This is a genomic window from Propionibacterium acidifaciens DSM 21887 (assembly GCF_000426605.1).
GTDB lineage: Bacteria > Actinomycetota > Actinomycetes > Propionibacteriales > Propionibacteriaceae > Propionibacterium > Propionibacterium acidifaciens.
The window spans coordinates 11,970-33,413 of record NZ_AUFR01000019.1 but is presented as its reverse complement, the minus strand read 5'-3'; the positions used below and the strand labels follow the sequence as shown (position 1 = coordinate 33,413).

20 protein-coding genes are annotated in these 21,444 nt (G+C 72.0%); 11 read left to right on the top strand and 9 right to left on the bottom strand.

Going from position 1 to position 21,444, the window contains the following annotated elements; translation table 11 throughout:
• Positions 1-36 precede the first annotated feature (36 nt).
• Genes pdxR through pgl form a run of 4 tightly spaced genes read left to right on the top strand, consistent with a single transcriptional unit; the run spans position 37 to position 4,775 of the window.
• Positions 37-1,566, top strand: coding sequence for a MocR-like pyridoxine biosynthesis transcription factor PdxR (gene pdxR / locus K336_RS15330; RefSeq protein ID WP_051245530.1), 1,530 nt, complete (start codon positions 37-39; stop codon positions 1,564-1,566).
• Positions 1,567-1,583: 17 nt separating this feature from the next.
• Entirely contained in the window at positions 1,584-3,119 is a 1,536-nt protein-coding gene (gene zwf, locus K336_RS0107825) for a glucose-6-phosphate dehydrogenase (protein WP_028706729.1), read from the top strand.
• Positions 3,120-3,132: 13 nt separating this feature from the next.
• On the top strand, positions 3,133-4,035 hold the full coding sequence (locus K336_RS15325) for a glucose-6-phosphate dehydrogenase assembly protein OpcA (protein WP_021797756.1): 903 nt from the start codon (positions 3,133-3,135) through the stop codon (positions 4,033-4,035).
• Complete coding sequence (gene pgl, locus K336_RS0107815; protein ID WP_028706728.1) at positions 4,035-4,775, top strand: 6-phosphogluconolactonase; 741 nt, start codon at positions 4,035-4,037, stop codon at positions 4,773-4,775. Before K336_RS15325 ends, pgl begins: the two co-directional genes overlap by 1 nt.
• A 25-nt stretch (positions 4,776-4,800) precedes the next feature.
• On the opposite strand, the gene K336_RS0107810 is transcribed toward pgl, so the two are convergent.
• From K336_RS0107810 to uvrC, 9 genes are all read right to left on the bottom strand, one after another.
• Positions 4,801-5,157 (bottom strand): RNA polymerase-binding protein RbpA, encoded by a 357-nt coding sequence (locus K336_RS0107810; RefSeq protein ID WP_081660691.1) that lies wholly within the window; start codon positions 5,155-5,157, stop codon positions 4,801-4,803.
• A gap of 58 nt (positions 5,158-5,215) precedes the next feature.
• On the bottom strand, positions 5,216-5,476 hold the full coding sequence (secG, locus tag K336_RS0107805) for a preprotein translocase subunit SecG (protein WP_051245529.1): 261 nt from the start codon (positions 5,474-5,476) through the stop codon (positions 5,216-5,218).
• A gap of 118 nt (positions 5,477-5,594) precedes the next feature.
• Positions 5,595-6,383, bottom strand: a complete 789-nt coding sequence (gene tpiA, locus K336_RS0107800) for a triose-phosphate isomerase (RefSeq protein ID WP_021797774.1) — start codon at positions 6,381-6,383, stop codon at positions 5,595-5,597.
• Positions 6,384-6,385: 2 nt separating this feature from the next.
• Entirely contained in the window at positions 6,386-7,597 is a 1,212-nt protein-coding gene (locus K336_RS0107795; protein WP_021797764.1) for a phosphoglycerate kinase, read from the bottom strand.
• A gap of 158 nt (positions 7,598-7,755) precedes the next feature.
• On the bottom strand, positions 7,756-8,760 hold the full coding sequence (gene gap / locus K336_RS0107790; protein WP_021797763.1) for a type I glyceraldehyde-3-phosphate dehydrogenase: 1,005 nt from the start codon (positions 8,758-8,760) through the stop codon (positions 7,756-7,758).
• Between the two features lie 224 nt (positions 8,761-8,984).
• Positions 8,985-9,971 carry a DNA-binding protein WhiA gene (gene whiA, locus K336_RS0107785; RefSeq protein WP_021797773.1) on the bottom strand — a complete coding sequence of 329 codons (987 nt, stop codon included), beginning with the start codon at positions 9,969-9,971 and terminating at the stop codon, positions 8,985-8,987.
• 63 nt (positions 9,972-10,034) lie between these two features.
• Positions 10,035-10,985: a gluconeogenesis factor YvcK family protein gene (locus K336_RS0107780; protein ID WP_021797766.1), complete on the bottom strand. Its 951-nt coding sequence runs from the start codon at positions 10,983-10,985 to the stop codon at positions 10,035-10,037.
• Positions 10,986-11,039: 54 nt separating this feature from the next.
• Positions 11,040-11,921, bottom strand: a complete 882-nt coding sequence (rapZ, locus tag K336_RS0107775; RefSeq protein ID WP_377173438.1) for an RNase adapter RapZ — start codon at positions 11,919-11,921, stop codon at positions 11,040-11,042.
• An 87-nt stretch (positions 11,922-12,008) separates the two neighbouring features.
• On the bottom strand, positions 12,009-13,946 hold the full coding sequence (gene uvrC, locus K336_RS0107770; RefSeq protein ID WP_028706724.1) for an excinuclease ABC subunit UvrC: 1,938 nt from the start codon (positions 13,944-13,946) through the stop codon (positions 12,009-12,011).
• Between the two features lie 136 nt (positions 13,947-14,082).
• Here uvrC and K336_RS0107765 point away from each other — a divergent pair, with 136 nt between their 5' ends.
• The 7 genes from K336_RS0107765 (at position 14,083) to K336_RS0107735 (ending at position 21,426) form a co-directional block, all read left to right on the top strand.
• On the top strand, positions 14,083-15,396 hold the full coding sequence (locus K336_RS0107765) for a sensor histidine kinase (protein WP_043150572.1): 1,314 nt from the start codon (positions 14,083-14,085) through the stop codon (positions 15,394-15,396).
• Complete coding sequence (locus tag K336_RS0107760; protein WP_028706722.1) at positions 15,393-16,064, top strand: response regulator; 672 nt, start codon at positions 15,393-15,395, stop codon at positions 16,062-16,064. The genes K336_RS0107765 and K336_RS0107760 overlap by 4 nt, the downstream gene beginning before the upstream one ends.
• Positions 16,065-16,134: 70 nt before the next feature.
• Complete coding sequence (locus K336_RS0107755) at positions 16,135-17,052, top strand: ABC transporter ATP-binding protein (protein ID WP_390896269.1); 918 nt, start codon at positions 16,135-16,137, stop codon at positions 17,050-17,052.
• On the top strand, positions 17,049-18,230 hold the full coding sequence (locus K336_RS0107750) for an ABC transporter permease (protein WP_028706720.1): 1,182 nt from the start codon (positions 17,049-17,051) through the stop codon (positions 18,228-18,230). Before K336_RS0107755 ends, K336_RS0107750 begins: the two co-directional genes overlap by 4 nt.
• A 110-nt stretch (positions 18,231-18,340) precedes the next feature.
• Entirely contained in the window at positions 18,341-19,651 is a 1,311-nt protein-coding gene (locus tag K336_RS0107745) for an extracellular solute-binding protein (RefSeq protein ID WP_028706719.1), read from the top strand.
• Entirely contained in the window at positions 19,648-20,577 is a 930-nt protein-coding gene (locus K336_RS0107740; protein WP_021797761.1) for a carbohydrate ABC transporter permease, read from the top strand. The genes K336_RS0107745 and K336_RS0107740 overlap by 4 nt, the downstream gene beginning before the upstream one ends.
• 6 nt (positions 20,578-20,583) lie before the next feature.
• On the top strand, positions 20,584-21,426 hold the full coding sequence (locus K336_RS0107735; RefSeq protein ID WP_021797760.1) for a carbohydrate ABC transporter permease: 843 nt from the start codon (positions 20,584-20,586) through the stop codon (positions 21,424-21,426).
• Positions 21,427-21,444: the final 18 nt, after the last annotated feature.

The window sequence follows — 21,444 nt, the reverse complement described above, 5'->3', positions numbered from 1 at the left end:
TGGACCACTTCTGGTCGCCGGTGGCAGTCTCGGACCATGCGCAGCACGCTGGTGGTCCACCCCCCGCTCGTCCTCGACCGCGACGGACCGGCGCCGCTGACCCACCAGATCGTCACCGGCCTGCGGGGGCTCGTCGAGTCGGGCGCCCTCAGGGCCGGCGACGCCCTGCCCTCGACACGGGCACTGGCCGCCTCACTGGGCGTCGCGCGCGGCACCGTCGTGACGGCCTTCGAGCAGCTCGAGGCCGAGGGCTATCTGGTCGCCACCCGCGGCTCGGGCACCCGGATCGCCCAGGTGCGGGCGCGTCGTGCGCCAGCCGGTGCACGACGGCGCACGGCGCCCGGGGGGCGCGACGGCGCGCCGCGGCACGACGGGCTGCTCGACCTGCGGCCCGGCCACCCGGACATCTCGGCGATCGACTCCCCGCCCTGGCGGCGCGCCTGGCGCGAGGCGCTGGCCGAGCCGGCCGCCTCGACGGACCCGGCCGGGCTCGGCGCCCTGCGCGGCGAGGTGGCCGAGCACCTGCGTCTCATGCGCTCCCTCGTGCGGCCGCCCGAGCAGATCCTCGTCACGGCGGGCGCGCGCGAGGGGCTCGCCCTGGCGCTCGGCGCGCTCGCGGGCTCCCGCGCCGCGGCGGGACGTGGGGACGGACCGGCGCGGCTGCGGGTCGGCGTCGAGAGTCCGGGCCATCCGGCCCTGTCGGGACTGCCCGGGGCGCTCGGACACCGGACCGTCGCCCTGGCCGTCGACGACGAGGGGCTGGTCACCGACCGTCTGCCGGACCCCTCGGGGATCGACGCGGTCATCGTCACGCCGAGCCACCAGTACCCCCACGGCGGCGTGCTGGCCGCCCGGCGCCGCCAGGAGCTGCTGGACTGGGCGAGGGCCGGCCGGGTGCTCGTCATCGAGGATGACTACGACTCCGAGCTGCGCTACGTCGGCATGCCACTGCCCCCGCTGGCCGCCCTGGACGACCCCTCGACGGGGCGCGTCCTCACGCTCGGCACCTTCTCGACGGTGCTGTCGCCTGCCCTGGCGACCGGCTACCTCGTGGCCCCGGACGGGCTGCTCGATCCGCTGCTCGCCCGCCGCCGGCTCCTCGGCCCGCCCACCGGCACGCTCGTCCAGCAGGCGCTGGCCGGCTATCTTGCCAGCGGGGAGCTGCGCCGCCACATCCAGCGGATGCGACGCAGCTACCGGGCGCGCCGGCGCACCGTCCTGGCGGCCCTCTCCGACGCGCCGGGGGCCCGTCCGGCCCCGCTCATGGGCGGCCTGCAGGCCGTCGTCCTCACCGACGCGCCCGGGGCGCGGGTCGTCGAGGCGGCGCGGGCCCGCGGCGTCCTCGTCGGGGACCTGGCGGGACGATGGGGTCGGACCGGCCGCGAGGAGGGCATCGTCTTCGGTTTCGCCGCCGTCCCGGCGGCCCGGCTGGGGACGGCGCTGAGGGTCATCGCGGCGGCCTGTGCCGAGGCCGCGCGCCCCTGCGCCCCGCCGCGGACCGGCGGGGCGACGCGTCCGCCGATCCACCGGTCCCGCCCTGCGGCTAATCTTGAGAGCTGTTCCTGACGACCCGGAAGGACGCCATGACCGCAGCACAGCAGGAGTGGGTGAACCCGCTCCGCGACCCCGAGGACGGCCGCCTGCCCCACATCGCGGGCCCGTGCGCGCTCGTCTTCTTCGGCGTGAGCGGCGATCTGTCCCGGAAGAAGCTCCTGCCCGCCGTCTACGACCTGGCGAACCGCGGGCTGCTGCCGCCCGGCTTCGGCCTGGTCGGCGTGGCGCGCCGCGACTACACCGACGCCCGGTTCGCCGAGATCGTCAAGGGGCACGTGAAGGAGAACGCCCGCACGCCCTTCCGGGACGAGACCTGGAAGCAGCTCGTCGCGGGCATCCGCTTCGTCTGGGGCGACTTCGACGACGGCGGCACCTTCGAGCGCCTCCGCGCCGTCCTCGACGAGCTCGACACCGAGCAGGGCACGGCCGGCAACCACGCCTTCTACCTGTCGGTGCCGCCGAGCCGCTTCGAGCGGGTCATCGACCAGCTCACCCGCCACGGCATGACCGACCAGTCCACCGGCTGGAAGCGCGTCGTCATCGAGAAGCCCTTCGGCCACGACCTGGCCAGCTCGCGCGCGCTGTACGACACCCTGTCCCGGGCCTTCCCCGCCGAGTCGGTCTTCCGCATCGACCACTACCTGGGCAAGGAGACCGTGCAGAACCTGCTGGCCCTGCGCTTCTCGAACCAGATGTTCGAGCCCCTCTGGAACAGCAACCACGTCAGCCACGTGCAGATCACGATGGCCGAGGACATCGGCATCGGCGGCCGCGCCGGCTACTACGACGGCATCGGCGCGGCCCGCGACGTCATCCAGAACCACCTGCTCCAGCTCATGGCCCTCACCGCCATGGAGGAGCCGAACAGCTTCGACGCCTCGCAGCTGCGCATCGAGAAGCAGAAGGTGCTCGCCGCGGCGCGCGTGCCCGACGACCTGGACGCCCACACCGCGCGCGGTCAGTACGCGGCCGGCTGGCAGGGCGGCAGCAGGGTCATCGGCTACCTCGACGAGGAGGGCATCGCGCCCGACTCGACCACCGAGACCTACGCGGCCGTCCGCCTCGACATCGACACCCGCCGCTGGGCGGGGGTGCCGTTCTACCTGCGCAGTGCCAAGCGCATGCCGCGGCGCGTCACCGAGATCGCGCTCATGTTCAAGCGCGCCCCGCACCTGCCCTTCACCAACACCGAGACCCGCGAGCTCGGCACGAACGCGCTCGTCCTGCGCATCCAGCCCGACGAGGGCGTCTCGATGCACTTCGGCGCCAAGGTCCCGGCGACGGCCATGGAGATCCGCCAGGTGAGCATGGACTTCGCCTACGCCGACTCGTTCAACGAGACGAGCCCCGAGGCCTACGAGCGCCTCATCCTCGACGTCCTGCTCGGCGAGCCGCCGCTGTTCCCGCAGCAGGAGGAGGTCGAGCTCTCCTGGCGGCTGCTCGACCCGGTCCTGGCGCACTGGTCTGCCCAGGGACGCCCCGAGCAGTACGCCTCCGGCACGTGGGGCCCGGCCGGCGGCGCCCGCATGCTGGCCAACGACGGCTTCGCCTGGCGCCGTCCCTAGGGAGGTCACCCAGATGATCATCGAACTCACGGACACGAACTCCTCCGAGGTGGCCGCGCGGGCGCTCGCCGCCCGCCGCTCCACGGGCGCCGCCTCCGGCCTCGTCATGACGCTCATCGTCGTGAGCACCACCCGCCAGTACTCCGACGCCTTCGACGCCGCGCAGGCCACCGCCGTCGAGCACCCCTCACGCATCATCGTCGTCATCGAGGGCGGCCGCGACCGTCCCACCGCCATGGACGCCGAGATCCGCGTCGGCGAGGGCGCGCCCGGCGACATGATCACCCTGCGCCTGACCGGCGAGCTCGTCGGCCACGGCGACTCGGTCGTCCTGCCGCTCCTGCTCGACCTGCCGGTCGTCGCCTGGTGGCCCGGCCGCGGCCCCGAGCTGCCCGGCGAGGACCCCATCGGGGCGCTCGCCACCCGGCGCATCACCGACGCGACGAACGCGGACGACCCGGTCGCCGCGCTCGTGGCGCGCGCCCGCGGCGAGCACAGCGGGGCCGACACCGACCTGTCGTGGACCCGTCTCACGCGCTGGCGGGCACTCGTCGCCTCGGCCCTCGACCAGTGCCGACGGCCCGTGCGCTCGGCGGTCGTCGAGGCCGCCGCCGACAACGCCCCGGCCGAGCTCTTCGCCGCCTGGCTGGACTCCCGCCTCGGCGTGCCGGTCGAGGTGCGCACCTCAATGGGGCCAGGGCTCACGGCCGTCCGTCTGGAGACCGACGCCGGCGAGGTGGCCGTGCGCCGCGAGCGGACCTCCGACGCGATCTTCGTCATCCCCGACCAGCCGGTGCGCACCGCGGCGCTGGGGCGCCGCGGCACCGTGGCCCTGCTGAGCGAGGAGCTGCGCCGCCTCGACCCCGACACCGTCCTCGTCCGGACGCTGGACGCCCTCGCGGAACGGGCCGGCTGATGAGCGCCCCGCGGGTCCTGCGCTACGCGGACGAGGACGAGCTCACCACCGAGGTGAGCAAGCACTTGGTGAACGCCCTGGCCCGGGCCCAGTCCGAGCGCGGCACCGCCCATCTGTGCTTCTGCGGCGGCCGCGCAGAGCGCGCGGTGTGCGCCCACCTGGCCGCCCTGGCCCGCTCGGGCGGCATCGTCCCGACCCGTCTGCACCTGTGGTGGAGCTCGGAGGCCTTCGTCACGACGACCGACCCCTCGCGCAACTCGCTGGCGACCCTCGCCGTCCTCGGCGGCGCCCTCACGCTGCCGCCGTCCAACATCCACGCCATGCCGAGCTCGAACGGCTCCGCCGACCCGGACGACGCCGCCTACGCCTACGCCAAGGAGCTCGACGGGACGGTCTTCGACATCTGCCTCCTCGAGATCGGGCGGGGCGGGCGCGTCGCCTCGATCTTCCCCCGGCACCCGAGCTTCACCGCCCAGAGCGGCACGAGCCAGCTGGCGACCGGCGTCACCGACGCCCCCGAGGGCCCCGCCGAGCAGGTCACGCTGACCTACAAGGCGATCAACCGCTCCCGCCAGGTCTGGGGCCTGGCCTGCGGCGCCGAGCGAGCGAGCTGTCTCGCCGCCACGCTCGGGGGCGACCCGCGCACACCGGCCGCTCGGGTGCACGGCGCCGAGCGGACCGTCTGGTTCGTCGACCGGGCCGCCGCCTCGACGGTCCCCTATTTCCAGTGCGACCTGTGAGGGGCGCCGCGGCGGGGCCCGCCGATCAGTAGATGATCTCGCCGCTGCGGCGGCGCTTCTTGAGATTGGCCAGGGCCTCCTTGAGGATCGCAGCGGCCTCCTTGTCGCTGCGGCGCTCCTTCACATAGGCCAGATGGGTCTTGTACGGGGTGGCCCGGGGCCTCGGCGGCGGATCCTGCTGGTCCCGGCTGGCGGGCAGACCGCACCTGGTGCACTCCCAGTCCTCGGGGATCTCGGCGTCCTGGGCGAAGGAGGGACGCGTCACGTGCCCGTTCGCGCAGTAGTACGCGACATGGACGCGGGGCGCCGTCTCGCCGCGCTCGGCCTCGCCCATCGGACCGGCGCCGACGCGGCTGCCACGGATTGCGCTGCCACTAGCCACAGCTGGATGCTCCTATCGGGGGAGAGGGGATGACGCTCGTGCCGGGCTCCGATCGGGCTCACGCCGTCGCCCGGTACAGCACGAGCAGGCCGATGATGCAGGCCAGCCACAGCAGACCGATGATGACAGTGAGCCGGTCGAGCATCCGCTCGGCCGAGGACGTGCCGCTCGTCGAGGTGGTCATGCCGCCGCCGAAGAGATCCGACAGGCCGCCGCCGCGGCTCCTGTGGAGGAGGATGAAGGCGGTGAGTGTGAAGCTCAGCACCACGAGCACGATGGACAGCGTCGTGATGGGCCATGTCATGAGCGGGATTAGCATCACCCGGTGATTCTAGCCCACGGACCAAGGCGGATCGGAGCAGCGAGCAGGGGCGTCCGGCATCGTGCCGGACGCCCCTGCTCGCGGGTCCCGTCGGGACGGCCCCGGGGAGGCCCCGTCAGGCCTGGGCCATGGCGTAGAAGCGGACGATGGCGGCGAAGTCGTCGGGCTTGAGGCTCGCGCCGCCGACGAGGGCGCCGTCGATGTCGGGTTTGGCCATGATGGCCGTCACGGAACCGGGCTTGACCGAGCCGCCGTACTGGATGCGCACGGACTGGCCGGTGGCCTCGTCGTACAGCTCGGTGACGGCCCGCCGGATCGCGCCGCAGACCTCCTGGGCGTCCTCGGGGGTGGCGACCTCGCCGGTGCCGATGGCCCAGACGGGCTCGTAGGCGATGACGAGACCGGCGACCTGCCCGGCGGGGATGCCGGCGAGCGCCCCCCTCACCTGGGCGACGGTGAACTCGACGTGCTGGCCGGCCTTGCGGACCTCCAGGGACTCGCCGACGCAGATGATCGGCGTGAGCCCCTTGGAGAGCGCCTTGACGGCCTTGGCGTTGACGAGCTCGTCGGTCTCGCCGTGGTACTGGCGACGCTCCGAGTGGCCGACGATCACATAGGTGCAGCCCAGCTTGGCGAGCATGTCGGCGCTGATGTCACCGGTGTAGGCGCCGTCGTCGTGCTCGGAGACGTCCTGGGCGCCGTGGACGATCGGGAGCCGGTCGCCCTCGATGAGTGTCTGCACGGTGCGGATGCCGGTGAACGGCGGGATGACGACGCACTCGGAGGCCTCGGGGTCGTAGCCCTTGTCCTGCAGCGTGAAGGCCAGCTTCTGGACCAGGCCGACGGCGTCGACGTGGTTCATGTTCATCTTCCAGTTGCCGGCCATGATCGGCTTGCGTGCCATGATCAGTTGCTCCCTTCCAGAACCGCCAGGCCGGGCAGTTCCTTTCCTTCAAGATATTCGAGGGAGGCGCCGCCCCCGGTGGAGATCCAGCCGAACTCGTCGTCGGAGTGGCCGAAGGCGCGCACCGCGGCCGCGGAGTCGCCGCCGCCGATGACGGAGAAGGCCTCGGACGAGACCAGGGCGTCGGCGATGGCCCTGGTCCCCCCGGCGAACTCGGAGATCTCGGAGACGCCGGCGGGCCCGTTCCAGAAGACGGTCCGGGCGCCCGCGATCTCCGCGGCGACGGCCTTGGCGGACTCGGGCCCGATGTCGAGGCCCTCGCGGTCGGACGGGATCGCATCGGCGGGGACGACCGAGACCTCGCCGACGGCCCTGCGGGCGTCGAAGTCCATGCCCTCGGCGACGACGACGTCGACGGGCAGCAGGATCTTCTTGCCGGTGGCCCGCGCGCGGTCGAGGTACTCGCGGCAGGTCGCGACCTTGGACTCGTCGAGGATCGAGTCGCCGACCTCGTGGCCCTGGGCCTTGAGGAAGGTGTAGGCCATGCCGCCGACGATGACGAGGGTGTCGGCGACCGACAGGAGGTTGTCGATGACGGCCAGCTTGTCGGCGACCTTGGCGCCGCCGAGGACGACGACGTAGGGGCGCTCCGGGTCCGTGGTGATCTTCGACAGGACGGAGACCTCCTTGGCGACGAGCTCGCCGGCGGCGTTCGGCAGCAGCTTGGCCAAGTCGTAGACGCTGGCCTGCTTGCGGTGGACGACGCCGAAGCCGTCGGAGACGAAGATCTCGCCGAACCGGGCGTACTCGGCGGCCAGGGCCCCGCGCTCGGCGTCGTCCTTGCTCGTCTCGCCCGGCTCGAAGCGGACGTTCTCGACGAGGGCGATCTCGCCGTCGGCGAGGGAGACGCTGGTGGCCTGGGCGGAGGGGCCGACGGTGTCGGCGGCGAACTTCACGTCTTGACCGAGCAGCTCGCCGAGGCGGGCGGCGACGGGGGCCAGGGAGAACGCGGGGTCGATCCGGCCCTTGGGGCGGCCGAGGTGCGCGAGCGCGGTGACGCGGGCGCCGGCGCCGAGGAGGGCCCTCAGGGTGGGCAGGGCGGCGCGGATGCGGCCGTCGTCGGTGATGATGGTGCCGTTGAGCGGCACGTTGAAGTCGCAGCGGATCACGACGCGCTTGCCGCGCAGATCGCCGAGCTGGGAGACAGTCTTCACTGGTCAACTCCTGGAACTGGGATTCGGTGGTTCGTCATGGATGATTCCTGGCGGGTGAACCGCGGCGGACGGGTCGACGGGATGCGCACGGGCGGTTCACGACGGGGCAGGGCGCGCCGGCCAAGCCGACGCGCCCTGCCCCACGTGGTGATGATGGCTCAGAGCTTGTCGCAGACGAGCTTGGTCAGGTTGACGAGGCTGTTGGAGTAGCCCCACTCGTTGTCGTACCAGCTGAGCACCTTGACGAGGTTGCCGATGACCTTGGTCTCGGAGGCGTCGAAGATGCTGGTGTGCGGGTCGCCCTGGATGTCGGTGGAGACGATCGGGTCCTCGGTGTAGGCGAGGATGCCCTCGAGCTCACCGGCGGCGGCCTCCTTGACGGCGGCGTTGACCTCCTCGACGGTGACCTCGCGGCCCGGGATGAACGAGAGGTCGGTGAGCGAGCCGGTCGGCGTGGGGACGCGGACGGCGAGACCGTCGAACTTGCCCTTGAGCTCGGGGAGCACGAGGGCGACGGCCTGGGCGGCGCCGGTCTTGGTGGGGATCATGTTGAGGGCGGCGGCGCGGGCGCGACGCAGGTCCTTGTGCGGGGCGTCGAGGATGCGCTGGTCGCCCGTGTACGAGTGGATCGTCGTCATGATGCCGCGCTCGATGCCGAACTTCTCCTGGAGGACCTTGGCCAGCGGGGCCAGGCAGTTCGTCGTGCAGGAGGCGTTCGAGATGATGCTCTGGGTGGCCGGGTCGTAGCTCTTCTCGTTCACGCCCATGACGAAGGTGCCGTCGACGTTCTTCGCGGGGGCGGAGATGACGACCTTCTTGGCGCCGGCCTCGATGTGGGCCTTGGCCTTCTCACCATCGGTGAACAGGCCGGTCGACTCGACGACGACCTCGACACCGAGCTCCTTCCAGGGCAGATCGGCGGGGTTGCGCTCGGAGCAGACCTTGATGGCCTTGCCGTCGACGATGATGCTGCTGTCGTCGTAGGTCACCTCACCGGCGAAGCGGCCGAGGATCGAGTCGTACTTGAGCAGATGGGCGAGGGTCTTGGTGTCAGTCAGATCGTTGACTGCGACGATGTCGAGATCAGCCTTCTGCTCGATCATCGCACGGAAGAAGTTGCGGCCGATGCGGCCGAAACCATTGATACCAACCTTGACGGTCATGTAGTCGATTCTCCTTCGACGGGTCGTGATGCCTGAGCCACCCGGCGTCACACCCGGCCCCCAGACTCGGACGAGGCAATCTTATCCGACCGGCGGCCCCATGATCCATGGGGCTCATCCCGGAATCCCTTCTGGGAATCCGTGCAGGATTCGGATTCCGGAATGCCTGTTCATGCACGGCCCGGGGCCCGGCTCCGGCGCTCGCCGGCTCACTTGTCGCCGTCTCACTTGTCGTCGGCGAGCATCTCGGAGGTCAGGGCCGCGGTCGTGGGCGCGACGCCGCGCTCGGCGGCCGTCTTGTCGGCCAGGGCGAGAAGGCGGCGGATGCGGCCGGCCACCGCGTCCTTGGTGAGCGGCGGGACGTGCAGACGGCCGAGCTCCTCGAGCGAGGCGTCGCGATGGGACAGGCGCAGCTCGCCGGCGGAGCGCAGATGGTCGGGGATGTCCTCGCCGAGGATCTCCAGGGCGCGCTCGACGCGGGCGCCGGCGGCGACGGCCGCGCGGGCCGAGCGGCGCAGGTTCGCGTCGTCGAAGTTGGCCAGCCGGTTGGCGCTCGCGCGCACCTCGCGGCGCATGCGCCGCTCCTCCCAGGCGAGCACCGACTCGTTGGCGCCCATCCGGGTGAGCAGCTCGGAGATGGCGTCGCCGTCGCGGACGACGACGCGGTCCATCTGGCGTACCTCGCGGGCCTTGGCGCCGATGCCGAGCCGGCGGGCCGCCCCGACGAGGGCCAGCGCGGACTCCGAACTGGGGCAGGTGATCTCGAGTGCCATCGAGCGGCCCGGCTCGGTGAGCGAACCGCGGGCCAGGAAGGCGCCCCGCCATGCGGCGACCTGGTCCTCCAGCGAGCCGCCGACGATCTGGGCGGGCAGTCCGCGCACCGGGACGCGGCGGGCGCCGATGAGGCCGGTCAGGCGGGCGAGGTCCTCGCCCCGGCGCACCTGGCGGACGACGTAGCGGGTGCCGCGGCGCATGCCCGAGGAGTTGACCACGATGATGTCGCAGTCGAAGTCGTACAGCTCGCGGATGCCGGCGCGCAGGCGGCGGGCGGCGTTGCCGGTGTCGAACTCGCCCTCGACGACGATCTGGCCGCTCACGAGGTGGATGCCGCCGGCGAAGCGCAGCATCGTGGCGATCTCGGCGCGGCGCGACTCGGGTTTGAGCACGGGGACCGTGGCCAGCTCGGACTTCACCTGCTGCGTCAGTGCCATCTGCTCTCCCCCTGTTCGGCGTCGACCCCACTCAGGGTACGCAACCGGCCCCGGAGCCCGGTGTCAACCGAGCATGAGCTCGCTGTAGACCGACGCCAGCCGCAGCCGGTCGTGACGGGCCGTGTTGTCGTGCATGGCGACGTCGCCGATGACGAGGCGGGCGCCGAGCCGGGCGCAGGCCGCCTCGAGGGTCTCGTCCTCGCCGGCGAAGGTCTCGTCGGCGACCACCGTGTCGAGGCGCAGCCCGGGCGCGTGCTCGGCGATGAGCTCCATGTGGCGGGTCGGCGAGAAGCCGGCCGTCTCGTGGCCGGACGCGACGTTGAGCGTGAGCACCTTGTGAGCCCCGGACTCGATGATCGCCCTGGCCAGCCCCGGGATCATGAGGTGCGGCAGGACGGAGGTGAACCACGACCCGGGACCGAGGACGACGTAGTCGGCCGCGGCGATGGCGGCGAGGGCCTGCGGGCAGGCCGGGGGGTCGTCGGGCAGCAGCCGGATCGACTGGACGAGGCCGCGCGTCACCGCGACCTCGTGCTGGCCGTGGACGACCTGCACCTCGGTCGGGAACTCGAGGTCGAGGCCGAGGACGTCCGCCTCGATGTCGAGCGGGACCGTCGAGGCGGGCAGGACCCGCCCGCGGGCGTCGACGAGGTCGGCGACCATGTCGAGGCCGGCGACCGGGTCGCCGATCGTCTGCCAGACGCCCTCGATGAGCAGGTTGCCGATGGCGTGCCCGTTGAGGGGCCCGTCGGAGCGGTAGCGCTGCTGGAGCACGGTGGCCCAGCGGCGCCCGTTGTGGTCGTCGCCGCACAGGGCGGCCAGCGCCATGCGCAGGTCGCCCGGGGGCAGGCCGCCGAGCTCGGCGCGCAGCCGGCCCGACGAGCCGCCGTCGTCGGCGACCGTGACGACGGCCGTGAGGTCGTCGGTGACCCGCCGCAGCGCCGCGAGCGACGAGTAGAGGCCGTGTCCGCCGCCGAGGGCGACGACCTTGGGAAGCTCACCTGGGTCGCGCATCGCCGATCCCCTTCACTCTCATCTCTGGGGGCCCGGTCCGGCCCCGCGAACGGTTCACTCGAGACCGAGGTCGCGGTGCAGGACGCTCACCTGCATCCCGTCGGCGCGCAGCCGCGCGGCGGCCGCCTCCGTCATGGCCGTCGAGCGGTGCTTGCCGCCGGTGCAGCCGACGGCGATGGTCACCTGGCGCTTGCCCTCGCGCAGGTAGCCGGGTGCGACGATGCGGAACATGCTCTGCAGGTCGTCGAGGAACTCCGTGGCGCCGTCCTGGGCCAGGACGTAGCCGCTGACCGCCTCGGACAGGCCGGTCTGCGGGCGCAGCTCGGGGACCCAGTGCGGATTGGGCAGGAAGCGCACGTCGAAGACGAAGTCGGCGTCGAGCGGCACGCCGTTCTTGAAGCCGAAGCTCATGACCTGGACGCGCAGGGTGCCCGCCTCGTCCCCGCCGTAGGCGTGGGCGACGCGCGCGGCCAGCTGGTGGACGTTGAGGCGGGAGGTGTCGATGACGAGATCGGCGCTGGCGCGCAGGTCCGACAGCATCCGGCGCTCCTTCTCGATGCCGACGAGCAGCCGGCCGTCCCCCTGGAGCGGCAGCGGGCGGCGGCTGGACTCCTGGCGGCGGACGATGGCCTCGTCGCTGGCCTCGAGGAAGCAGATCTCAGGCGAGATGCCCCGCTCGCGCAGGCGGGAGAAGACCGCGGGCAGCTGGTCGAACATCTCCCGGCCGCGCACGTCGAGACCGACGGCCAGCCGGTTCAGCCCGGAGTCGTTGGCGGTGCCGATGAGCTCGGGCAGCATCGACGGGGGCAGGTTGTCGACGACGAACCAGCCGAGGTCCTCCATGGCGTGGGCGCAGGTGCGTCGTCCCGCGCCGGACATCCCGGTGATGATGACGGTGCGGGGGGCCTTCGGCAGGGTGCGGACGGGCGCTGGCAGATCACTCACGACCCCCATTATCGGCCACCCTGGGCGTCGGACGCCGGCGTTCGACGCCCCGGACGAGGGGACGGACCCCGGCCGGACTCACCGGAGGATCTCGCCGGTCGTCGTGTTGACGGCCGGGGCCGCGTCGTCGGCCGCCAGGGCCGCGACGATCGCCTCGGCCGTCGCCCGCCCGATGCCGGGCAGCCCGGCGAGCTCGGCGACACCGGCCCCGCGCAGCCGCTTGAGCGAGCCGTAGCGCTCGAGGATCGTGGCCCGCCGCACCGGGCCCAGGCCCGGCACCTGGTCGAGCACGGACTCGACCATCGCCGCCGAGCGCCGGCGCCTGTGGTGGGCGATGGCGAAGCGGTGCGACTCGTCGCGCACGCGCTGGAGCAGGTAGAGGCCCTCGGAGGTGCGCGGCAGGATGAGCGGGTACTCCTCGCCGGGCAGCCAGACCTCCTCGAGGCGCTTGGCGAGGCCGATGACGCGGACCCCGGTGACGCCCAGCGCGTCGACGGCGCGCTGGGCGGCCTCGACCTGGAGCGGGCCGCCGTCGATGACGACGAGCGAGGGGGCGTAGGCGAACTTGAGCGGCCGGCCGGTGCCGGGGTCGACGAGGGCGTCCCGGCCGGCGTCCCGCAGCACCGCGCGGTCGTCGAGCAGGCGGCCGAAGCGCCGGGTGAGCACCTCGTCCATGGCGCGCAGGTCGTCCGAGCCCTCGAAGCTCTTGATGACGAAGCGGCGGTACTCGCTCTTGCGGGCCATGCCGTCCTCGAAGACGACCATGGAGCCGACCGCCTGCGTGCCCTGGAGGTGCGAGATGTCGTAGCCCTCGATGCGCAGCGGCGCCTCGGGCAGCTCGAGCAGCTCGGCGAGCTCGGCCAGCGCCCGGTTGCGGGTCTCCAGGTCGGCCGAGCGCCTGGCCTTGTGCCGGGCCAGCGCCTGGGCGGCGTTCTGCGCGACCGTGTCCAGGAGGACGCGCTTGTCGCCGCGCCGGGGCACGTGGAGGTTCACCGCCGCGCCGCGCTGGGCGCCCAGCAGTTCGGCGAGCGCCCCGGCGTCAGGGGGCAGGGCCGGGACGAGCACCTCGCGCGGCACCGCCGAGTCGGAGTACAGCGTCAGGAGGAAGGACTCGACGAGCCCGCCCTCGTCGGCGTCGTCGGCCCGGTCTGCCACCCAGGAGCGTTCGCCGCGCACCCGCCCGCCGCGCACGTGGAAGACCTGGAAGGCCACCTCGAGCGGGTCGAGGGCCAGGGCGACCACGTCGGCGTCGGTGCGCTCGGGCAGGACGATGGCGTTGCGCTCGCCGGCCTCGGCCAGGGCCGCGAGCGAGTCGCGCAGCACGGCGGCGCGCTCGAAGTTCTCCTCGGCGGAGGCCTGCACCATCTGCTCGGTCATCTTCCTCTCGAGGCGCCCGGTGCGGCCCTCCATGAAGGCGCACAGATCGGCCGCGATCGCGCGGTGCTCGTCGGCGCCCACCCTGCCGACGCAGGGCGCCGAGCACTTGCCGATGTAACCGAGCAGGCAGGGGCGCCCCGACTGGGCGGCCGCGTTGAAGGCGCCCTTCGTGCACGAGCGCATCGGGAAGACGTGCAGCAGCATGTCGAGGGTCTCACGGATCGCCCAGGCCTTGCCGAAGGGACCGTAGTAGCGCCACCCGCGGTGCTTGGCGCCGCGCCCGACGAAGACCCGCGGGTACTCCTCGCTCCAGCTGACGCACAGCCACGGGTAGCTCTTGTCGTCGCGGTACATGATGTTGAACCGCGGCCGGTACTGCTTGATCCACGTGTACTCGAGCTGGAGCGACTCGAGCTCGTTCTGCACGACCGTCCACTCGACGCGACCGGCGGTGCGCACCATCGTGCGGGTGCGCGGATGCAGCGCCGACTCGTCCTGGAAGTAGGAGTTCAGTCGGTTGCGGAGGTTCTTGGCCTTGCCGACGTAGACGACCCCGCCGTGCGCATCGCTGAACCGGTAGACCCCCGGGCTCGTGGGGATCTCGCCCGGTGCGGGACGATAGGTGGACGGATCGGCCATGCCCGCCAGCGTACCGAGCCGGAGCCGGGAACCGGACGGGCGAGCCGGCGACCGGGGATGGACGGGCGCGCAGGCGACCGGCGGCGGGCCGCTAGGCTCGCCCCAGCCCGATCGGCCCGTGGACGAGGGAGGACGCATGGCCAGGCAGCCGCTGTCCGAACGCATCGGGGCGTGGCTCGGTCTCGACGACGACTGGCGACGCCCGGGCCCGCGCCTCGAGCGGCGCGACGCCGCCATCGCCGCCGCCATGGCCATGGCGGCGGCGATGAACCTCGAGTTGCTGCGCGGCTACGTCTCGGCCGAGCTGCTCCGGTCGCGCCCGCTCGAGTACGGGCTCATCGTCCTCGAGGCCGCGCCGCTCCTGTGGCGGCGCCGCTTCCCGCTCGCCTCGACGCTGGTCATCTTCGCCGGCTTCGTCGTGACGACCCGCACCGCCGGTGAGGTGAACTCCCAGCTGGTCGGCATGGCGCTCATCTTCCTGTCCGTCTTCTCGGCCGTCAACTGGGCGGCGAGCCGGCGCGCGGTGACGGCCGTCATCGCGGGGATCCTCCTGGCCGACCTCGTGTGGCTCACCTGGGACGTCGCCGTCGGCTCCGGTCTGGAGCGCATCAGCGACCGCCAGGGCGACGGCGCCGCGCACGGCCTGCTCGGGCCGGCCCTGTCGTACGGCATCTACTCCTATCTGGTGAACATCGTCTTCTTCGTCGCCGCCTTCGCCTTCGGGACGAGCGCCTGGCGCCGGGCTCGCCAGCAGGACCAGTTGGCGGACCAGGCCGCCCAGATCGCACGGCAGGCCGAGCAACTGCGCGACCGGGCGATCGTCGAGGAGCGCCTGCGCATCGCCCGCGAGCTGCACGACGTCGTCGCCCACCACGTCTCGGTGACGGGCGTGCAGGCCGCCGCCGCGCGACGCGCCCTCGCCCGGCGGCCGGAGCGGGCCGCCGGGGCGCTGAGCGCCGTCGAGGAGTCCTCGCGGGAGGCCATCGGGCAGATGCGCGGGTTGCTCGGCGCGCTGCGCGGCGCGACCGGGCCCCAGGACGGCTCCCGCCGCTCCTCCCCCACCCTCGCCCAGCTCACCGGGCTCACCACCGACCGCCCGGACGGTCTGGACGTCGACTGCACGCTGCTGGAGTCGACGCCGGGGGCCGCCGAGAACGTGCCGCTGCCGATCGGCCTGTCCATCTACCGCACCGTCGAGGAGGCGCTCACGAACGTGCGGCGCCACTCCACCGCCCGCAGCGCCCAGGTGGTCGTGCGCATCACCGAGCGCTACGCGGAGGCCGAGATCCTCGACTCCGGGCGCCCCGTGCCGGGCTCCTCGGGCACCGGCCTGGGGCTGCTCGGCATGCGCGAGCGCGTCGCGGGACACAAGGGCGAGGCCGAGATCGGTCCGCGCCCCACCGGCGGTTACCGGGTGAGGGTCCGCCTCCCCCTCGAGGAGGTCTCATGATCCGCGTCCTGCTCGCAGACGACCAGAAGCTGGTGCGCACCGGCTTCGACATGATCCTGTCCCTGGAGGACGACATCGAGGTGGTCGGCCAGGCCCACGACGGCGCCCTGGCCGTCGAGCTGGCCCGCGCCGAGCGCCCCGACGTCATCCTCATGGACGTGCAGATGCCCGGCGTCGACGGCATCGAGGCCACCCGCGCGATCACCGCCGAGAATCTCGCCAGGGTCATCATGGTCACCACCTTCGACCGCGACGACTACGTCTTCGAGGCCCTCGGCGCCGGCGCCTCGGGCTTCGTCCTGAAGAACTCCGACCCCGACGAGCTGGTCTCGGCCGTGCGCGCCGTCGCCCGAGGCGACGCGCTGCTCAGTCCGAGGGTGACGCTGCGCGTCATCCGGGCGATGTCGGCGTCCGGGGCCCAGCCGCCGGCCCCGGACGGGCCGGGGCCGGGGACGGGCGCCGCCATCGGCCCGGCCGAACTCACCGGGCGCGAGACCGAGGTGCTGCGCGCCCTGGCCAGGGGCCTGTCCAACGCGGAGATCGCCGCCGAACTGGTCGTCTCGGAGGCGACCGTCAAGACCCACATCTCGAACCTGCTGGCCAAGCTGGGACTGCGCGACCGGGTGCAGGCCGTGGCCTGGGCCTTCCGGCACGGCCTGGCGGACTGACCGCACCGGGACTCATCCCTTCGGACGAGGCCGCGCGGGACGGGCGGGCCCGAGTTCCCCTGGACGGCCGATGCGCGAGCGCGGACGGACCGGCAGACTTGTCGTCATGTTCGAGACACGACACCTCACCCGGCGGTTCGGCGAGCTGGTCGCCGTCGACGACGTGAGCCTCGAGGTGCCCGACGGGGCGACCGTCGGCTTCATCGGGGGCAACGGCGCGGGGAAGACGACGACGATGCGCATGATCATGGGCCTGCTCGGCCCCGACGCGGGCGAGGTCCTGTGGGACGGCGCCCCGATCACCGCGGCCGAGCGCCGCCGGATCGGCTACATGCCCGAGGAGCGCGGGCTCTATCCCAAACAGCGAGTGCTCGACCAGCTCGTCTACTTGGCCCGCCTGCACGGCGCCGGGGCCGCGGCGGCCCGCGCCGAGGCCGTGGCGCTGCTCGAGGCCTTCGGCCTGGGCGAGCGCACGGACGAGAAGCTCGAGAAGCTCTCCCTCGGCAACCAGCAGCGCGTCCAGGTCACCGCCGCCGTCATGACCGAGCCGGCCGCCCTCATCCTCGACGAGCCCTTCAGCGGCCTCGACCCGGAGGCCGTCGACTCGCTGGCCGAGGTGCTGCGCACGCGCACCGCGGCCGGAGTCCCCCTGCTGTTCAGCTCCCACCAGCTCTCCCTCGTCGAGCGACTGTGCGACCGGCTCGTCATCCTCTCCCACGGGCGGGTCGTGGCGGCCGGTACCCGCGAGGAGCTGGAGGCCGGCGGCGAGTCCCGCCACCGCCTGGTCATGGACGTCGACACGGGCTGGGTGCGCGACCTGCCCGGCATCACCGTCCTCGACGTGGCCGGCCCCACCGCACTGCTGACCCTCGAGACCGCCGACGCCCGGCGCGCGCTGCTGACCGAGGCGCTGGCCCGCGGCGACGTGCGCGAGCTCGCCGAGGTCCGTCCCACCCTTGCCGAGATCTACCGGGAGGTGACCCGATGAGCACCGTCGGAACGGGCTCCGGGAATCAGTGGCGCATCGTCGCCGGGCACGAGATGTCCGTCAGGCTCCGCGACCGGAGCTTCATCATCTCGACCATCCTCATGCTCGTCATCATCGCCGGGGGCCTCGGCTTCTCCATCTGGTCGAGCTCCCAGCAGAAGACCTGGACCGTCGTGACCTCCGACCCCGCCTCGGCCCGGGTGGCGCAGGCCATCGGCTCCGTGGCCGGGGCCAACGGATCCTCCGCGCGGATCGAGCTCGCCGAGGCGGCCGACGAGACGGCCGCCCGCGCCGAACTGGGCGACGACGACACGGCCTGGCTGCACGAGACCGGCACCGGCTGGGTGCTCACCTTCGGCGGCTCCGCCGACGAGCAGCTGCTCTCCTACACGAGCACGGCCGCCTCCCAGACCGCCCTGGCCCGGCTCGCCGAGCAGACCGGCATGGGCGACGAGCAGCTGGCCGCGGCGACGAGCGTCACGAGCGAGGAGCTCGACCCCGACGCCGGGTTCACCATGCGGGGCTACTTCGTCGGCATCGCCTTCGCCGCGCTGTTCATGGTCTCCTCGATGATGTTCGGCATGCAGATCGCCCAGTCGGTGACGGCCGAGAAGCAGTCCCGGGTCATCGAGATCCTCACGGCAGCGGTGCCGGCCCACCAGCTGCTGCTGGGCAAGATCGTCGGCAACACCCTCATGGCCCTGGGCCAGATGGCCCTCTACACGATCGTCGGGCTCCTCGGCGTCTCGCGGACCGGGCTCGGAGCCGTGCTGCCGGGGCTGTCCGGCTCCCTCGCCTGGTTCCTCGCCTTCTTCCTGGTCGGCTTCTGCACCCTGGCCTGCCTGTGGGCGGCCGCCGGCGCCCTGGCCAGCTCGCAGGAGGACCTCCAGCACACCTCCCAGCCGCTGACCTGGCTGCTCCTGGCGATCTACGTCGTCGGCTTCGCCGTCCACGGCCCGGCCCAGAGCGTCCTGTCCTTCGTGCCGCTCGTGTCCTGCGTGCTCATGCCGGTGCGTCTGGCGACCGGGACGGCCCCGTGGTGGCAGGCGGTCATCGCCCTGGCGGTCACGCTGGCCATCACCCCGCTGGTGGTCTGGGCGGGCTCGAGGATCTACCGGCGCTCGCTGCTGCAGACCCACGGCCGGGTGAGCCTGAGGCAGGCGCTGGGCTCCCGGTAAAGGGGCCTGACGGGGGCGTTCGCTCACCGCGAACGCCCCCCGGTGCCGCCCGGGAATGTGGCCCCTCGACTATGATCAGGACCACATTCATGCAACGAGGCAGGAAGACCATGAGATCGAGGAAATCTCTCGCACCCGTCCTGGGAGGCTGCCTTCTCGCCCTCGCCGTCTCCGGGCTCACCGGGTGCTCCGGCGGCGGGACGGCCGGCACCGACACCCTCACCTGGTTCATCAATCCCGACGGCGGCGGCTCCTCGCCCACCGGAGGGGGCCAGGCGCAGCTCGCCGCCGAGTGCTCCCAGGCCTCCGGCGGCACCTACACCATCAACGTCGAGCTGTTGCCGAACGAGGCCTCCGACCAGCGCCAGCAGCTCATCCGCAGACTGGCGGCCCACGACTCGGGGGTCGACATCATGAGCCTCGACCCGGTGGTCGTCCCCGAGTTCGCCGAGGCCGGCTACCTCGTGAACGTCCCCGACCAGTACGTCGCCGACTTCACCGAGGACCGGGTGCAGGGCTCCCTCGACGCCTCCCACTGGAACGACGCCCTCGTCGCGGCGCCCTTCTGGGCCAACACGCAGCTGCTGTGGTACCGCAAGTCGGTGGCCGCCGCAGCGGGGCTCGACATGACCCGGCCGGTCACCTTCGACCAGCTCGCCGCGGCGGCCCGCTCCACCGGCACCGACCTCGCCGTCCAGGCCAAGCGCTACGAGGGCTACACCGTCTTCGTCAACGCCCTCGTCGCCGGCGCCGGCGGCACGATCGTGCAGAACGAGGGCGCCACGGCCGAGGACACTCGGCTGGGGCTCGACACGCCCGAGGGCCAGCGCGCCGCCGAGGTCATCCAGGAGCTGGCCTCCTCCGGGGCCGTCGGCCCCGCCCTGTCGTCGATGACCGAGACCACCTCGCTCAACATGTTCCAGGACGAGGCGACCTCGGGCTTCATGCTCAACTGGATGTACGTCTACGCCGCCATGAAGGAGAACGACCTGTCCTTCTTCGACGACATCGGCTGGACCACGTACCCGCGGGTCGACGCCGACAAGGAGGCGGCGCCCCCCTTCGGCGGCATCGAGCTGGGCGTCAACACGGCCTCGCAGCACAAGGACGAGGCCTGGCGGGCGATCTCGTGCATCACGAGCGCCGAGCACCAGAAGGAGTACATGCTCGGCACGGGCAACGCCGCCTCCCGCTCGTCGGTGTTCGACGACCCGGAGATCGCCGAGCAGTTCCCCATGGCCGACGTCTTCAGGGAGTCTCTGAACAACGCCGTGCAGCGGCCCCGCACCGCCTACTACGGCGATCTGTCCGCCGCCATCCAGCGCACCTGGTCGCCGCCCGAGCAGGTCGATCCGTCGCGCACCCCGGCCGAGTCGACCGAGCTCATCATGAAGGTCCTGCGCGGGGAGGCCCTGCTATGAGCACCGCCCCCGACACCGCTAGGCCCCACCTGAGCGACCGGGCCCGCGAGGAGCGCAGGCTCGGCTGGAAGCTGGCCGGGCCGGCCTTCGTCATCATGATCCTCGTCACCTTCTACCCGATCCTCCAGGCGGTCTACACCTCGCTGTTCAAGTACCGCCTCACCGATCCGGGCGGGCGGGACTTCGTGTTCCTGCGCAACTACGGGATCATCCTCACCGACCCGCTGTGGTGGCGGGCGTTCGGCACGACGGCCTTCATCACCGTCGTCACCGTCGTCGTCGAGCTGGTGCTCGGCTTCGCGATCGCCTTGGCAATGGAGAAGATCGTCCATGGGCGGGGGCTGCTGCGCACCGTCGTGCTCATCCCCTACTCGATCATCACCGTCGTCTCGGCGTTCTCCTGGTTCTACGCCTTCGCGACCGACACCGGCTTCGTCGACCCGCTGCTCCACAAGCTGTCCCTCGGGCTGTTCCCGGCCGACTACGACTGGTTCGGCGGCTTCTGGAGCTCGATGGTGCCGATCTGCGGCTCGGAGATCTGGAAGACCACCCCATTCATGTCGCTGCTGCTGCTCGCCGGCCTGACCCAGATCGACAGTGCGATGGAGGAGGCGGCGGTCGTCGACGGCGCCACGTGGGGCGAGCGGCTGCGCAAGGTGATCCTTCCCAACATGAAGTCCCAGATCATGGTGGCGCTGCTGTTCCGCACGCTCGACGCCTTCCGGATCTTCGACAACATCTTCATCATGACCGCCGGCAGCCACGACACCTCGTCGCTGTCGCTGATCGCCTACAACCAGACGATCTCGCGCACCGAGGTCGGGCTCGGCTCGGCCGTGTCGGTGCTGCTGTTCGTCTGCGTCGTCATCATCGCGGTGATCTTCGTCAAGGGGTTCCGCGTCGACCTGGCCGGCGGAAGGAAGTGACCGGCTATGAATCGTGAGCTGTCCGGCGCCCGGAGATTCTGGCAGACCGTCGCCTCGGTGGCGATCATCGTCTACACGGTCGTCCCGCTGCTGTGGATCCTCAACATGTCGCTCAAGTCGACGGCCGACCGGGCCGACGGGAAGTTCTGGGCCCACAGCCCGACGCTGGAGAACTACCGGCTCATCTTCACCGGCGGCGCGAAGAACCTCTTCCTGCCGGCGCTGCGCAACTCGATCCTCGTCGCGGTCATCGCCACCCTCGTCGCCGTGATCCTCGCGACCTTCTGCGCCTACGCGATCGCCCGCCTGGACTTCCCGGGCAAGCGGATGATCCTCGGGACCGCCCTCACGGTGTCCTTCTTCCCGGTCATCTCGCTCGTCACCCCACTGTTCGACCTGTGGCGCCGCATCCACCTGTTCGACACGATCCCCGGCCTGATCCTGCCCTATCTCGTGCTGACCCTGCCGTTGGCGATCTGGACGCTGTCCGCGTTCTTCCAGCAGATCCCCTGGGAGATGGAGCAGGCCGCCCAGGTCGACGGCGCCACGAGCTGGGAGGCGTTCCGCAAGGTCATCGTCCCGCTCGCCGCGCCCGGCGTCTTCACGACCGCGATCATCGCCTTCTTCACGGCGTGGAACGACTTCGTGTTCGCCATGTCGCTGACCAGCGACCAGGCCCGCACGGTCCCGGCGGCGCTGGCCTTCTTCACCGGTGCCAGTCAGTTCGAGTCGCCGACCGGCGCCATCTGCGCGGCGGGGGTCGTCGTGACCATCCCCGTCGTCCTGCTCGTCCTCCTCTTCCAGCGCCAGATCGTCTCCGGGCTCACCTCCGGCGCCGTCAAGGGCTGACCCGGTTAGGAGAAACCA

Bases quoted from the DNA above. Each gene is read 5' to 3' on its own strand.
- pdxR (WP_051245530.1), top strand. From the start codon at position 37: ATGCGCAGCACGCTGGTGGTCCACCCCCCGCTCGTCCTCGACCGCGAC.
- zwf (WP_028706729.1), top strand. From the start codon at position 1,584: ATGACCGCAGCACAGCAGGAGTGGGTGAACCCGCTCCGCGACCCCGAG.
- K336_RS15325 (WP_021797756.1), top strand. From the start codon at position 3,133: ATGATCATCGAACTCACGGACACGAACTCCTCCGAGGTGGCCGCGCGG.
- pgl (WP_028706728.1), top strand. From the start codon at position 4,035: ATGAGCGCCCCGCGGGTCCTGCGCTACGCGGACGAGGACGAGCTCACC.
- secG (WP_051245529.1), bottom strand. From the start codon at position 5,476: ATGCTAATCCCGCTCATGACATGGCCCATCACGACGCTGTCCATCGTG.
- tpiA (WP_021797774.1), bottom strand. From the start codon at position 6,383: ATGGCACGCAAGCCGATCATGGCCGGCAACTGGAAGATGAACATGAAC.
- gap (WP_021797763.1), bottom strand. From the start codon at position 8,760: ATGACCGTCAAGGTTGGTATCAATGGTTTCGGCCGCATCGGCCGCAAC.
- whiA (WP_021797773.1), bottom strand. From the start codon at position 9,971: ATGGCACTGACGCAGCAGGTGAAGTCCGAGCTGGCCACGGTCCCCGTG.
- K336_RS0107780 (WP_021797766.1), bottom strand. From the start codon at position 10,985: ATGCGCGACCCAGGTGAGCTTCCCAAGGTCGTCGCCCTCGGCGGCGGA.
- uvrC (WP_028706724.1), bottom strand. From the start codon at position 13,946: ATGGCCGATCCGTCCACCTATCGTCCCGCACCGGGCGAGATCCCCACG.
- K336_RS0107765 (WP_043150572.1), top strand. From the start codon at position 14,083: ATGGCCAGGCAGCCGCTGTCCGAACGCATCGGGGCGTGGCTCGGTCTC.
- K336_RS0107760 (WP_028706722.1), top strand. From the start codon at position 15,393: ATGATCCGCGTCCTGCTCGCAGACGACCAGAAGCTGGTGCGCACCGGC.
- K336_RS0107755 (WP_390896269.1), top strand. From the start codon at position 16,135: ATGCGCGAGCGCGGACGGACCGGCAGACTTGTCGTCATGTTCGAGACA.
- K336_RS0107750 (WP_028706720.1), top strand. From the start codon at position 17,049: ATGAGCACCGTCGGAACGGGCTCCGGGAATCAGTGGCGCATCGTCGCC.
- K336_RS0107745 (WP_028706719.1), top strand. From the start codon at position 18,341: ATGAGATCGAGGAAATCTCTCGCACCCGTCCTGGGAGGCTGCCTTCTC.
- K336_RS0107740 (WP_021797761.1), top strand. From the start codon at position 19,648: ATGAGCACCGCCCCCGACACCGCTAGGCCCCACCTGAGCGACCGGGCC.
- K336_RS0107735 (WP_021797760.1), top strand. From the start codon at position 20,584: ATGAATCGTGAGCTGTCCGGCGCCCGGAGATTCTGGCAGACCGTCGCC.